Source organism: Shewanella sp. MM_2022_3 (assembly GCF_022557375.1).
Lineage (GTDB): Bacteria > Pseudomonadota > Gammaproteobacteria > Enterobacterales > Shewanellaceae > Shewanella > Shewanella xiamenensis.
Window position 1 is genome coordinate 15,003 of the sequence record NZ_JAKZGV010000027.1, and the last position, 14,283, is coordinate 29,285.

General features: G+C 43.9%; 13 protein-coding genes. 6 read left to right on the plus strand and 7 right to left on the minus strand.

Annotated features, from left to right (window positions below; translation table 11 throughout):
- Positions 1-2: 2 nt before the first annotated feature.
- Positions 3-827 (plus strand): cobalamin-binding protein, encoded by an 825-nt coding sequence (locus MMG82_RS13785; protein WP_172591600.1) that lies wholly within the window; start codon positions 3-5, stop codon positions 825-827.
- Positions 828-918: 91 nt separating this feature from the next.
- Positions 919-1,302: an MAPEG family protein gene (locus tag MMG82_RS13790; protein WP_011073500.1), complete on the plus strand. Its 384-nt coding sequence runs from the start codon at positions 919-921 to the stop codon at positions 1,300-1,302.
- Positions 1,303-1,489: 187 nt separating this feature from the next.
- Here the strand turns inward: MMG82_RS13790 and MMG82_RS13795 are convergent, their stop codons facing one another.
- A complete protein-coding gene (locus MMG82_RS13795; protein WP_172591599.1) occupies positions 1,490-2,758 on the minus strand; it encodes a NupC/NupG family nucleoside CNT transporter in 1,269 nt (422 codons plus the stop codon).
- Positions 2,759-2,875: 117 nt separating this feature from the next.
- Positions 2,876-3,661, minus strand: a complete 786-nt coding sequence (locus tag MMG82_RS13800; protein WP_144345938.1) for a 5'-methylthioadenosine/S-adenosylhomocysteine nucleosidase — start codon at positions 3,659-3,661, stop codon at positions 2,876-2,878.
- 833 nt (positions 3,662-4,494) lie between these two features.
- Here MMG82_RS13800 and MMG82_RS13805 point away from each other — a divergent pair.
- The 4 genes from MMG82_RS13805 to MMG82_RS13820 all read left to right on the plus strand — a co-directional run bounded on the left by MMG82_RS13805 (position 4,495) and on the right by MMG82_RS13820 (position 9,381).
- Positions 4,495-4,713 carry a hypothetical protein gene (locus tag MMG82_RS13805; RefSeq protein WP_037421608.1) on the plus strand — a complete coding sequence of 73 codons (219 nt, stop codon included), beginning with the start codon at positions 4,495-4,497 and terminating at the stop codon, positions 4,711-4,713.
- A gap of 408 nt (positions 4,714-5,121) precedes the next feature.
- A complete protein-coding gene (locus tag MMG82_RS13810; RefSeq protein WP_241406987.1) occupies positions 5,122-6,657 on the plus strand; it encodes a PAS domain-containing methyl-accepting chemotaxis protein in 1,536 nt (511 codons plus the stop codon).
- Positions 6,658-6,734: 77 nt separating this feature from the next.
- Positions 6,735-7,817: an HD domain-containing phosphohydrolase gene (locus tag MMG82_RS13815; RefSeq protein ID WP_047538334.1), complete on the plus strand. Its 1,083-nt coding sequence runs from the start codon at positions 6,735-6,737 to the stop codon at positions 7,815-7,817.
- 427 nt (positions 7,818-8,244) lie between these two features.
- Positions 8,245-9,381 (plus strand): glucosaminidase domain-containing protein, encoded by a 1,137-nt coding sequence (locus MMG82_RS13820; protein WP_231570507.1) that lies wholly within the window; start codon positions 8,245-8,247, stop codon positions 9,379-9,381.
- Between the two features lie 749 nt (positions 9,382-10,130).
- On the opposite strand, the gene MMG82_RS13825 is transcribed toward MMG82_RS13820, so the two are convergent.
- The 5 genes from MMG82_RS13825 to pyrC all read right to left on the minus strand — a co-directional run bounded on the left by MMG82_RS13825 (position 10,131) and on the right by pyrC (position 14,267).
- Positions 10,131-10,424 (minus strand): DUF3144 domain-containing protein, encoded by a 294-nt coding sequence (locus MMG82_RS13825; RefSeq protein ID WP_037428416.1) that lies wholly within the window; start codon positions 10,422-10,424, stop codon positions 10,131-10,133.
- A gap of 492 nt (positions 10,425-10,916) precedes the next feature.
- Positions 10,917-11,363 (minus strand): hypothetical protein, encoded by a 447-nt coding sequence (locus tag MMG82_RS13830; RefSeq protein ID WP_047538338.1) that lies wholly within the window; start codon positions 11,361-11,363, stop codon positions 10,917-10,919.
- A gap of 195 nt (positions 11,364-11,558) precedes the next feature.
- A complete protein-coding gene (locus MMG82_RS13835; protein WP_047538341.1) occupies positions 11,559-11,921 on the minus strand; it encodes a nuclear transport factor 2 family protein in 363 nt (120 codons plus the stop codon).
- A 131-nt stretch (positions 11,922-12,052) separates the two neighbouring features.
- Positions 12,053-13,099 carry a hypothetical protein gene (locus MMG82_RS13840; protein ID WP_047538343.1) on the minus strand — a complete coding sequence of 349 codons (1,047 nt, stop codon included), beginning with the start codon at positions 13,097-13,099 and terminating at the stop codon, positions 12,053-12,055.
- Positions 13,100-13,235: 136 nt separating this feature from the next.
- A complete protein-coding gene (gene pyrC, locus MMG82_RS13845) occupies positions 13,236-14,267 on the minus strand; it encodes a dihydroorotase (protein ID WP_047538346.1) in 1,032 nt (343 codons plus the stop codon).
- Positions 14,268-14,283 lie beyond the last annotated feature (16 nt).

The window sequence follows — 14,283 nt, forward strand, 5'->3', positions numbered from 1 at the left end:
TCATGTTAATTCGACGCATTATTATCCTAGGTGTCAGTCTTGCGCTGTTACCTATATCTGCTATCGCAGAGCCAGCAAAACGTATTATTGCGTTGTCACCCCACGCGGTTGAAATGCTTTATGCCATTGGTGCGGGAGAGGCGATTGTGGCCGCCACAGATTATGCGGATTATCCCGAAGCGGCGAAAAAAATCCCTAGTATTGGTGGTTATTATGGTATTCAGATTGAGCGCGTATTAGAGCTTAATCCCGATCTGATAGTGGTGTGGGATACGGGCAATAAAGCCGAGGATATCAACCAACTCAAAAGCTTAGGTTTTAAACTGTACAGCAGTTCCCCACAAACGCTTGAAGATGTTGCCAAAGAAATTGAAGAGTTAGGTCAATTAACGGGGCATTCAGAGCAGGCTAATCAAGTGGCAACGGATTATCGCCGCGAGCTGCTTCGCCTTCGCAATGAAAACGCCGCTAAATCTGAGCCTAAAGTGTTTTATCAGTTGTGGTCGACGCCCTTAATGACGGTTGCGAAAAACAGTTGGATCCAGCAGATTATTGGCGTGTGCCATGGGCAAAATGTCTTTTATGATGCGGCGAGTGATTATCCGCAGGTGAGTCTTGAGAATGTGCTACTGACCTTGCCCGAGGTGATTTTACAAAGCGAAGAAGAAGGCAATGTTAAAGGGATTGATTGGCGTAAATGGACCGAAATTCCTGCTGTTAAAAACCAGCATATTTATCAATTAAATGCCGATTTATTACACCGCGCGACGCCTAGAGCTTTACTTGGTGTAAAGGCCGTTTGCGATGCCTTGGATAAGGCACGTTAATCAATCGCCTTTTGCTGGTAAATTCACTGTTATAAGCGCTACAACGCACTGTTTGAGATGCATTTATTGTTCTAAGCAATAAGGAAATCCTATGAATACACTACTGACTTGTTTGTTTATCGCCATGTTATTGCCGTACTTAGCCAAAGGTCCTGTGGCCTGGGCGATGGCCAAAGCGGGTGGTTATGATAACCATCATCCGCGCAGCCAGCAGGCGCAGTTAACTGGATTTGGTGCTCGGGCGTTAGCGGGGCATCAAAATGCGTTTGAATCACTGCTGATATTTGGCTTGGCGGTGCTGACTGTAATCGCAACCGGCAAGGTGACACCTACAGCCGAATGGTTAGCCATTGTGCATATTGTGGCGCGCTTTGCGTATCAGATTTTATATCTATTGAATAAAGGCACCTTACGATCCCTCTCTTGGTTTGTGGCGATTTTCAGCGCCTTTGGGATCTTTTTTCAAGCTTTTTAATGCTCGCCATTTTACAAATAAGTACTGGACGCCGCAGAGCATTAACAGCTCAGCGTTAACATCTTAAAAGTGATTGGTTGACAAGCATTTGTTGATAAGTGCTCAATTTTCCTCTATCTCCCTAGCCTTGGTCACGAGGCCATTTGGCATCAATGCGGTAGCTAGGGCCGCCGCATTGATGGCCGCGTTAGCTTAAGCTCATGAATAATCCTGCGATAGTCGCCGCCATAAGATTAGATAAAACCCCTGCCGCCAAGGCCTTTAGGCCCAGTGAGGCGATTTCGGAGCGGCGCTCTGGCACTAGGCCGCCAATCCCGGCAATTGCGATGGCCACAGTACCAATGTTGGCAAAACCACACAGCGCAAAAGATAAAATCACTTGGGTTCGCTCAGACATTGGCTGCCCGGTGGTTGCGACTAGGGTGTCACCTGACAGGTAAGGTGCTAAGTTGATGTAGGCAAAAAATTCATTGATCACAATCTTTTGGCCAATAAAAGAGCCCGCCAGCATGGCTTCACTCCAAGAGACGCCCATTAACCAAGCTAGTGGTGCAAACAGGTAGCCGAGGATCTGTTGCAGTGTGAGGCCCTCGAGGCCAAACCAAGCGCCAATACCACCGAGCATCCCATTGAATAAGGCAACTAAACTGATAAACGAAAACAACATTGCGCCTACCGCGAGGGCGAGGGAAAGTCCGCTCATGGTGCCTGTGGTGGCTGCATCAAGCAGATTGCGAGGTTGATTTTCCTCTGTGAGCTGTAGATGCGCATCGTTGATTGTTTCTGTTTGTGGGATCAAAAGCTTAGCAAACAGAAGGCCGCCAGGGGCCGCCATAAACGAGGCCGCGAGCAGGTACTCCATCTTTATACCTAATTGGGCGTAGCCCGCGAGCATAGTGCCCGCGATGGAGGCTAAACCGCCGCACATTACCGCAAATAACTCTGAGCGAGTCATACGCGGCATATAGGGTTTAATGAGTAGCGGCGCTTCAGTTACCCCTAAAAAGATGTTGGCACTGGCCGACATGGATTCTGCCTTACTGGTGTTGAGCAGTTTTTGCAGCGCCCCGCCAACGGCTTTGACCACCAGTTGCATTATCCCCAGATAATAGAGCACCGCCGACAATGCTGAGAAAAACACAATAATTGGCAATACCTTAAAAGCGATGACAAAACCGCCTGCGCCAAATAGCTCATACATTTTATCGCTAACAAGGCCGCCAAACATAAAAGACATGCCGTCATTGCTGTAGCTGATGACGTTGGAGACGGCAGCAGCCATCGAGAAGATTATCGATTGCCCCAGCGCGGAGTACATCACAAATGCCCCTAGGGCCAATTGCAGTAAAAAGGCGAGGCCGACAGTACGGTAGTTAATGGCTCTACGGTTTTCAGAGGCAAGGTATGCCACTGCAAGTAAGGTGATGATGCCTAAGAGGCTAACTAAGATTTGCATGGATTTAATCTACATTGGAATTGCGAAACAAACGCAGGCTTGGCGATGCAAAAGCGCAGGCCAAGCTCACTGTGGATGGGCGATAAGCTAGCGTTGGCTTTATCCCGCCCTAGTCACTCATTTAGTAGTGCCTATCAGTTGTTGGATGATGTTCAGTACAAATTGCTGGCAATCCACTGCGGTCTGCGGGTCAAAGTCCTGATTGTGTTGATCGGTATTTGACAATATGCGAATGCTGACAAAGGGGAGTTTATAAGCCTCTGCCACTAACGCCGCCGCGGACGTTTCCATTTCTTCGACTGCGGTGCCGAAGGTGTGGTGTAGCCAATTGATACGGTCGAGCTCGCGATTCCATTCATCACCAGTACCTATTATTCCCTTCACAACTTTTCCCTTGGTGTATTGATGTGCTTGGGATAATGCCACCTCCACTAAGGCTGGATCAGCTTTAAAGTGGTTATGCTTGACCACTTCGCCATGTTCACGCAGGTACATGGTCATATCGAAGTTTTGCCATTGGGTAGGGTGAATACCCTGACCCTTTGGCGTTAACTTGGTGAGATACGAACCCATATTAAAACTGGTTTCACCGATGACGATATCACCGCGATACAGCTTAGGATCATGGCCGCCAGCGGTGCCCTGATTGATGATTAGCTTGGGTCGATAGTGGGCAATGGCCAGTGTGGTCGCAGCCGCTGCATTTGCTAAGCCTATTTCAGTGCGGGATACCACGACAGGGTGGCCACTCAGTTCACCCTCCCAGAACGTCCATGATCCAAACGTGTTGATAGTGACCTTGCCAAGAGCGGCAATTAAGGTCTCAACTTCAATGTCCATCGCTCCTTGAACCAAAATAGGGGAAATTGTATTGCTGGCTGATACTTGTAGGGGATTTTGCATATTGATGTTTTAAAAAGGGGCGGTGCGGGAATGTTAGCAATCCTCACTTTGTGGAACAAACAAGGGGACTGTGAGTAAATTGTTATGTTCAAGATGATGAGCCGATTGAAATATAAGCATATTTTGATGTTAAAGGCCGTTGCAGTTGTTTTTTAAGAAGATTCAGTAGCGCGCGTCTTAAGGCTAAAAAACGATAAATTAACAAACTAAATAATTCAAAAAACTGTTTTTAGAATATTAGGTTAGTTAATTACGCGAGTGAGTAAGCTTTAATCAGTCGAACATTTTGGTGCTGAGGCTTTTTAAGCCTTTGAGTAGCAATTGATGGTGTTATTCGCCACAGTAAATCGAGGTGAATTGCTCAATCATTAAGCTATAAATGCCGCGCAAAGCTACTTTTCCAGTTTTTAAAAAGTGCCAATAAGCAAGGGGGGAGCTCAGGTTATTTAGCTTTGGTTATTGGCGCAAAGGCTATTACCGCAATGAAGCCGAGAGAGGATCTCTTTGGCGTTAGCGTGTTATGTCAAAAATATGAATTGATGATTTTATCGCCGATTTTCTGACGTTAGTTAAGTGAGTTGTGATTTTTTGTCACCTAAGGGCTCTTGTCAAATAATCGATCATTCTTCTTGGTAAACTGTTAATTTTGACAGCTTAGAACCAACTTTTATCTTAAACAGCTAAAACTATGTAATTTAAGGTGTTTGTGTTTTTTCATCCTATTGATTAATGGTGTTTATTTGACTGTTTTTGGTCATTAATTTGACAGTTTTCTTTATCAAAAACCTCAGCTATATTGCAGATGTCGATACAATTATTGAGGTTTAAATACCATGTTACGTCTACTGACCTATGGCCTCGTTGCCGCTGGCGCTTGGTTTATTTATTTGGATGTTGCCGACTATTTTGGCATGGAGACCTTTGATAAGGCATTAGCTGAGGATGTGCAGCAAAAAGTGGAAGCCCGAAAGGCAAAAGCAGCAGCGGAGCAATATGCACAGCAACTTAAGCAGCAGGTTGATTGCCAAACGACAAAAACATGTACTCAATAATGGCGATGTATCAAGTTTGTTCTTGCTGCGCATAAGTAAGCAACTGATTCGCCACAGTGTCACTGCATCAGAGGGGCAAATAGGATTATTTGCCCCTCTTTGATTTTAGGTGCTTACATAAACGACAGATAAGAAATTTGTTTGCTTTGAATGCATTATATGCTGCGGGCTTTGGGGATTTAGGACGTATTGGCGTGTCTGCTATGTTATCGCCAGTTTAGATTGAGTCATGACATCGCACGGACTTTGCTTTGTATAAGTGTCAGTCAAATGCTGCAAAATAACCCTGAAACCTCGCACGCCCTAGTCGTGCTGTTTCATAAAAGTGCAATTAAGGAAAACCTTACTATACTTTTACACTAATCCAACCGTAAATCAGGGATTGTGATCATGGTACACAAGGATGTAGTGACTAAAGATAGTGAAGTCAAATTTTCTGAAGATCTACAGCTAGTTTCCACAACCGATCTTAATGGCGTAATTACCTACGCAAACCCCGGCTTTTGCCAAGTGGCTGGATACCAACTCGATGAAATGATTGGTCAGCATCATAATTTAGTTAGACATCCTGATATGCCGAAAGCTGCTTTTGCCGATTTATGGAAACATTTAAAGCAAGGCAAGCCTTGGCGTGGCATGGTTAAAAACCGTTGTAAAGATGGTAGTTATTATTGGGTCGATGCCTATGTTACCCCCATCTATGAGGATGGCCGGATCTCAGGTTATCAATCAGTCCGTTGTTGCCCTACGCCTGAACATAAAGCGCGTGCTAGTGTGATGTATAAGGAGTTAAGAGCGCTTGAAAACAAGAAAAATATATTTTGGGGCAATAAGTTACTATCAAGTCATCTAGTCAGTTTTCTTTTATTATCCATAGCCATTGTCTGTAGTATTTGGTGGCTAACCTTACCTCAATCACTCTTAGTGATCTTGCCCTTACTCGCTATCATTGCCTTAAATCGACAGCAGTTATTTTTAACGCCTAGATACTTGCAGCGATTAGAGAATGACTACGATAGCATTAGCCGGCTGATTTTTTCTGGTGACGCCCCCCACAGTATTGCAGATTTTCATATCAAACTTGGGCAGGCGCGAATTCGGACTGTTTTAGGAAGAGTTGATGACGCAACCCATTCATTGAAATCTATTGCGGATCAGATCAGTACGTCTATGTCTACCACGAGCAATGATATCACCTCCCAAGATCTACAGATCCAACAAGTTGCTACTGCGGTGACTGAAATGGCATCCGCAGCAGAAGAAATTAATCGTAATATCCAAGCGAGTAATCTACAGATTGAAGAAGCCCGTCGTCATTGTCAGGTGACCAGTCAGCAACTTAAAAATGTTGAAACTGAAGTTGCCTCATTAGCGACCCAAGCTGAACAAGCTTTTGATTCTGCGGTAGCGTTGTCCAGTGAGTCAGAACGAATAGACACTATCATGTCTGAAATACAAGGGATTGCTAATCAAACGAATTTGTTAGCACTCAATGCTGCAATTGAAGCGGCTCGCGCCGGTGAGCAGGGGCGAGGATTTGCAGTTGTTGCCGATGAAGTTCGTAATCTATCTACTCGTACTCATAAAGCGACAGAGCAAATTCAAACAAGTATAGGGCATATTCAGCGTACACTGAATGAATGGAAAGAGTTGATGCATTTGAATGTTGGTAGAACGAATACTTGCCTTTCTAGCACTCGAATTGGAGCGGAATATTTAAATCATATTACGGTTGAAATAGATAAAGTATCTGCTTTTTCCAGCCAAATATCTTCAGCTGCAACTGAACAACAAGCCGTGATTGAAGATATTAATAAAAATATTAATCTTATTTCATCAATATCCCATGACAATAGTATGAAAGTTGAAGGCGTTAGTGCGACGAGTAAAAATTTATTGAATAGAGCAAATCAACTTAAAAACTTAAGTCAAACCTTTGGTTAGCGATAATAAACAGTTGTTTTTATCGCTAACGAATATGTTTGTATTGTAATTGTTGAGATTTAATTGCGGAGTGAATCATGGATAGGACAATAAATGAACGTGTGCATTATGTTCATGCACGACTCCGTAAAAATTTTGACAAATTAACTAGAATCGCAATTGCTATATATGATCAACATACAGATAAAATTAAAACCTTTGTGCATAGTACAGATGGTAAGCCACCGTTGAGTTTATATGAGGCAAAATTGAGCGAAACACCGTCTCTCCAACATATAGTGGAAAGCCGCCAAGCTAGGGTATTAGATAATTTATGTACTCAACTTATATATAGTTCTGAACATAGTCGAAAAGTGCTTGAGGCGGGCTACGAATCTAGTTATACCGAACCATTGTATTTTAATGATCGTTTTGTTGGTTTTTTATTTTGTAACTCTAAAGAGAGTAGTTATTTTGATGATGCAATACGTGCTGAACTTTCCGCATATGCACAAATCCTTGCAGGTATCATTGCAGTTGAATTTCTTTCTATTCAGACATTTAATGGGGCACTTATTACTGCCAGAGCCTTTGGTCGTTATCGTGATGAAGAAACGGCAAATCATTTACATCGAATGTCTTCATATTCGCGCATCATCGCTAAGACAGTCGCAAAAGAGTTAGGATTAAGTGATGAGGAAGTTGAGTTTATTTATCTATTTTCTGAGTTACATGATATAGGTAAAATCGCCGTGCCAGATGCAATACTATTGAAGCCAGAGAAATTAACCACTGAAGAATTTGAGGTGATGAAAACTCATACTATTAAAGGTCGAGAGATGATTAATTTGATGATTAATGAGTTTAGTCTCAATGGGATACACCATACGGAGATGTTAAAGAATATTATCAACTACCATCATGAACGTTTCGATGGTAAGGGATACCCTGAGGGATTAAAAGGAGAGGATATTCCGTTAGAAGCAAGAATAGTCACTGTTGCTGATGTTCTGGATGCTTTAACAAGCAAACGACCATACAAAGAGGCATGGTCATTTGAGGATTCATTTGCTTATCTTGAGGATAATGCGGGTCAACAGTTTGATCCTAAGTGTGTCATGGCTGTGCTCAATAATAAGCCTGAATTTCTTACAATTCATAATCAATATGTCGATCTATAAAATGGTCATTATTTATTGGTGCCTTTCAATGTAACCATACTATTTTCGATTTATTAAAAATAATAAGTCGTGCGAAGTATTTTTATATGTGCAAGCTCAAATCTTTGGTTTTCTTTAGTCTTGGTTCTTAACCATTTCAACCAGTCTTCTGATCGCTAAGATGACTTATGTAGTGAAACCGATGGTCTATCGCGTTTGCATCTCTACATGTTCCCATTTTTACGATGGAATTTACTGAACGAACATGGCATGCCCGCGGGTCATTTTATCAAAAGCCGCCTCAACTGCTCGACACATGCGATATTTCCGTAGTCAAGTCAGTATTACAAACATAGCTATTAAGCAAATTGTCAGGATTTTATTGTTATCTTTCGCGCCCTGTGTTTTGGCTAGTTGGACTGCGATTGTTTTTCTCCAGAGAGATTCCATGTTGATAAACTGTAAACTGCCCTTAGTAATGCTTATGCTATTCCTAATGTCTATGCCTTCACCTCTATTCGCCGCAGCAGAAATGACCGACAACAAATTGGTGTTTAATCAGCTCTTGTCTACGGCGTTTACAACTGAAAAGACTTGCTATCCGCTTGCAAATTGTCAGTCAACAAAACCACCTATTATGGGATTATCAGCCTTAATTCAGCCTTCCTATACCCAAGTGAATAATCAAGATACTCAAGGTGAACATCGTATTGGCGGCATTATATTTCAACCAGAGCGTGAGCAACGGTCTGTGCAGCAGGCTGAACTTCAACCTGTCACTGTAAGTATCCACTCCATTGATGATTTGATGCTCTTTTTTGAATCCCTTAATTACACTGCTGAAAATTTCCATGGGGGGAATAAATCGGTTCCGAGATTAACCTTTGATGCCGTAGGTAAAGGATGGCGGTCGGTATCAGAGCAATTGCCTGTGAAGCAAAAGAAGATGGTGTTTTTTAGATTGATGACCCCCTTAGTATTATTAGCGAATGAAAAAGTGTTACAAGAACGGCAACAGGTAATCTCTGCGCCCCTCAACGACACTGGCTTGGTCGCTTTAGCGGTTAAGTACAAAGTTATCAGTAATCCAATACCGTCGTTATCACCGTCCCACAGGCAAACCCTGCTTGAACGGGTAGATATTTTGCCTCCATCTCTAGTATTGGCCCAGGCGGCAAAGGAAAGTGGTTGGGGGACATCGCGCTTTACTCTTGAGGGGAATGCCTTGTTTGGTCAGTGGGATTTTAATGGTAATGGTATGGAGCCTAAGCAAAAGCGCCAGGGGATGGGGCAGTACGGGCTGGCGCGATTTAAGACTCCCTTAGCCTCCGTTGAAGGATACTTATTGAATTTAAATACCCATAGTGCTTACCACAAAATGCGTCAGCTTCGTGCCAAATCAAGGCAAGCCAATCAAACAATTACGGGTGTTGCACTTGCTGGTACCTTGGATCGATATTCAGAGCGCGGCTACGCCTATGTTGAGATGATCCAGAAGATGATCCGTACTAATAAGCTCTATCTGGCAGATGAGGCCTATTTAGATGATGATATGCCGTTGCATTTGCTCACAAGAACCCACTAATAATTCATGTTTAAAGTGAGATTGGGTTTAGTTGCTCCGCTTACACACTGTTACAAGCGCCATTTTGTAGATTTAACAATCGTAGAGACGACGATATAAATTAGGTATTGTCAAAGAGAGCGTAGATAGGATGTTGTTGGCGCTCTTTGCATACATAGTCCTAGTATGTGCGGATTTAATCTTAAGGACGATGATGAGAACACTCCAACTTTTGGGATTGATACTTACAATAGCAGGGATAGCTTTGGGCTTTATGATGCTCGCCCCCATTGGTAATGAAACATCTAACGCATCTTTAGGAGCGGCAGGTTTGGGTATCATGTTTCTGTTGTTACCTATGCTGGGATGCTCCGCACTGATGTTGATATTTTCTTCAATTGCATTGTTTAATCATGAGGTCAGAAAGCGTACTTATTTCAGAGGATCTTTCTGGTTAACTCTTTGGAAATGTAATCTAGTGATATCGGCTGGATATACTTCGGTGGTTATTTATGTTGCTTATTTATGGATTAAAACCAACATGAGTAGCTAAAAAGAGCCTATGTTAATATTTCTGTTAAGTATTCAACTGACAGCAAGATGTTAGTGCTTAAGGCAGGCATTTGATCGCAAATACTGGCTTGTCGTGACGAGAATTAATCAATATTGGATAACGATGTAGTTAAGTGTTGAGGAATGAGAGTCATCACCACTTAAGCTAAAAATCAGACGCCCTGATAACCTTAGGCTATCGGGCGTTGCGTAAACGATTACTTTTGTGTTGCACGGTAGTGGTCGAAGTTTTCGATATAGTCCTCGAGATTGGCGTCGAGCATTTCTTTATAACGCTCCATGTAGTAGTCCATCATTTCTTGTTTTTTGGCCTGCATTTGCTCTTTGTTTTCAAAGCTGGTGGAGCCAAACCAAGCGTTGTAGCGGGCGAGGGCCCACATAAAGGAAGCACTGACTTCACCGGTTTGGATTTCAGTGTTTTGGTTTTGCTGGTTAGCGAGCTTAATCAACTCAGTGGCGCGGGCGTAAAAGGCATTTTGGTTATCAGACATCAGCAATTCCTGTTGTTAGGCAAAATGGTTAAAGAAAAAGGGCGCTTGGCTTTACCCTTTTGGCAATTGCTACTAACCCTAAGGCATTTTGCGGCCAAGGGACAGTCATCCATCTCACAGAATCCGTTGATTTCACGTTAAAATGAGTTGTCGAAAGTAAATCTGGGATAGGTGTAACACTTTTCTGATAAACATTGGTAGGTTAACCATTCTAGTAAAGTTAATCCTAATAGGGTTAACGGGCTTGTGTAAGCATCATAGACCAATGTTAGAAGCCCGTGATTGATTCATGCTGTAAAGGGCGTTTTGAGGTTCAGGGATATGAAATGTCTTCTGTTGGCTGTAAAGGTTGTCTCGCTTGAATGAGCCCATTCGATACTTTCAAAACGACCATGGTATTAAAGGGCTTATCGCGTATGCTAGCGAACTTTATCTGCTGTAAGCGTAAGCCCCTATTTTTGCAGGATGGCAAGTGTAGGTTGTTACTAGGCGTTACTTGGCCGTAATCGGGCCTTTTGATCCTGCATCGTTATCAATCCACATACTCTCTTTATTCGAGCTGGCATCGGGATAAATGGTGAATTCCACCATACCGTCTTTGAATTTGATGGCTCCACCACTTTGACTGGATTTTACGTGTTTACCGTTAACCGAAACCTGATGTTTATCATCGATTTGAATATTTGCAACCGTTGCTCCTGAGCTGGCTGTTGCTATCCATTGTTGGGCATTGGGAATGATGGCCTCAGCAGCGGCTTTGGGGGAAGCCATTGCTTTGGCATTTTCTTCTTTGGTTTTGTGGATATCGCACCCTTGCATTTCAGACACTTGGGTACAGCCTGAACGCTCAAGTAACTTGCGATACTCATCGTTAATGGCGTGGCTATTTGCGGATAGCAATAGTGCAATACTGGCTGTGAAGATGATTTTAGCGTTCATGTGTTCCCTCGTTGCTATTGAAGTGTGCCTTGTTTATGGCGAATTTAGATGGTTAAGTGTAGTGGGTCTTTAGCCATTTTCTACTCGGGCATGTTGACGTATTGAGATTCGATGCTGTTCAGGCAATGCTTTACTCGGAAGATGCGGAGTGAATATAGCGGTTCAATCTTGCATCAAGTAAAGCCCGATAACCCATCAGTTAGTCGCAAAACTCCACATATTTTGGATTAGTCCATCGATTACCTCAAACACCACCATCACTTCAAAAGGTTCGTCGTGTATGCCGCTGATCCGTTCGTGATCCACGACCTTATTGCCAACGACCATACGATTGAGGATTTCGGCATGTAAATGCGGCAAGTTAAAGCGCTCATTTTGATAGAAATCGCGAAATGCGGCTTTACCCCGAATAACGGGCTCTGTGGCGGGTGGACGAAAAATACAAACGTTGTCGCTAAAGAGTGCCACAAAGCTTGCAAGGTCGTGTTGGTTATAGGCAACTAACTGGGCTTGTACTAAGGCTTCGGGTGTCACGCTGTTTACGGTTAAATTGCTCAAGGATGATCCCTTACTGAAACGGGTAAGTTTGAAATGCGTTGCTGTGTTGGATGGGAAAGCGCGTTTGGTGTCATCATATTTATCACCATTACAGCCTACTTTCCCAATACCGTAGTTTTGTAATACGTAATTTATTCCAATAGATTAAGTTGTGTTTTACCCCATTGAGTGGCAAAGGGCATGGCTTCTTGAGGGGTTAAGGTAAACTCCTGCTCGCAGCCGTCACCACGGGGCATTTCCCAAAACTTCATACCAGTTGCCTCAAGAGTCAGTTGATAATAGCCAGAGCCGTCGGAGGTGGGGCATTCTGCGTTTGGCGGGATATTGGCAAACAGCTTTTGCTTTAGCGCTTGTGGTAACGGAAAACTCATACTCTCCGGCATGGCTTGAGGCTGTTCATTTTCGATAAACCATTGCCAAGGATGGAAAGGTTTTCCATCTGCAAGCGAGAAGCTAACAAACTCTTGGCTGATCCCATTGGCACCATAACCCGCTGCCCAGCGATACAAGCGCACACTAAGCCAATGCTGATTAAGGAAAATGGGTTCTGCAAAGGTTTCGTCAGCCACAAAGCTGCCCATTTGAGCCAACATTCTGCGGCGAGTCTCAAAGGTTTGTGCCAGCTGCGCATCATCGGTGAGCTTTCTCTCAAGCCAGTGATTAATTGCCGAAATGCCTTTTTGTGGGCCGTTAAATTCGATACCAACATCAGTGCCAAAGGTCAGCGGCCGGTATTCAATAGTCTGAAAGCGTTGCCATTTTCCACGGCTCACCGAAGGCTTAGTTTCAAGCGGCAGATTGTAGGCATCGGCGCTGCAATCATCATTGTTATCTGGGCTGATTTGCCGCTCAAGTTGTATTGGCAGTGACTTGCTGGCGCTGTCTTTAAACCATTGGCCACTCAGTTTTTGTGCTGTTGCGGTATCAAACTGCCAGTTTCCGGTGTTGTTCTCTTCTTTCCAGATGCCGTCTTGCTGTTCGAGTCGAATTGGGGTGAGGTATTTTTGATAGTAATAACTGCCGGTGCCATATTGGTTAAAGCAGGCTCTTATCTTGCTTTTACCCAGTTGTCCCTGCCAAACGCCTGTGAGTTCATCGGCGGAAAACGTGCTGAGTGGCAGTGTAGTGGTAATTAATAGGCTTGAGGACAATAGCGTTAGTAACTTCCGTGTATGCATACTTTTTCTCTTAAAAGATAATAGGTTATGGTTTTACGTGTTGGTTATAAAAAAGTCGCCCTAAGGCGACTCTTAACGGTTTCGAGCACGATAAGCTGCAGGCTTAGCTAGCCGTTTATCGCGTCAAATGACCTGTTTATTCAACCTGCCAATCGATTTGTTCGCCAGCGCGAATTGGCACAACGTTGTTGTCGCCAAGTGGGTAACTGACGGGCACATCCCAAGATTTTTTCACCAGGGTGATGGTATCGCTGTTGCGGGGCAGATTGTAAAAATCTGGGCCATTGAAGCTGGCAAAGGCTTCTAATTTATCCAGTGCATTGACTGATTCAAAGGCTTCGGCGTACAGCTCAATGGCGGCATGGGCAGTATAAGAACCCGCGCAGCCACAGGCGGCTTCTTTACGATCTTTTGCGTGTGGCGCCGAGTCGGTACCGAGGAAGAACTTTTTATTGCCGCTGGCTGCGGCACCTAACAGTGCTTGCTGATGGGTATTGCGCTTTAAAATTGGTAGGCAATAAAAATGCGGACGAATACCGCCAGCTAACATATGGTTGCGGTTATAAAGTAAATGGTGCGCGGTGATCGTGGCGGCCACATTATCAGAGGCTTGAGTGACAAAATCGACTGCATCCTTAGTGGTGATATGCTCGAGAACGATTTTAAGTTTCGGGAAATCGGCCACGATCTTACTGAGGATATTCTCAATAAACACGCGCTCGCGGTCGAAAATATCAATCGATGAATCAGTCACTTCACCATGCACGAGGAACAACATGCCCACTTCTTGCATCGCTTCGAGGGCGGGGTAGATGTTCTTTAAATCTGTCACACCAGAATCCGAGTTGGTGGTCGCGCCCGCGGGATAGAGCTTAGCGGCAACGATTTTGCCCGAGGCTTTAGCTTTACGGATTTCCTCTGGGCTGGTTTTGTCGGTGAGATACAACACCATTAAGGGTTCGAATTGCGAGCCTGCGGGCACTTGCGCCTTGATACGATCGTAATAAGCCAAGGCGGTTTCGGTATCGATGGCGGGAGGAACCAGGTTAGGCATGACGATAGCGCGGCCCATATAGCGGCTGATATCGCGAACCGTATCTGTTAATTGGGCGCCATCTCTTAGGTGAATATGCCAGTCGTCAGGACGCGTAATAGTGAGTGTTTTCATAGGGCGATTCATCTTA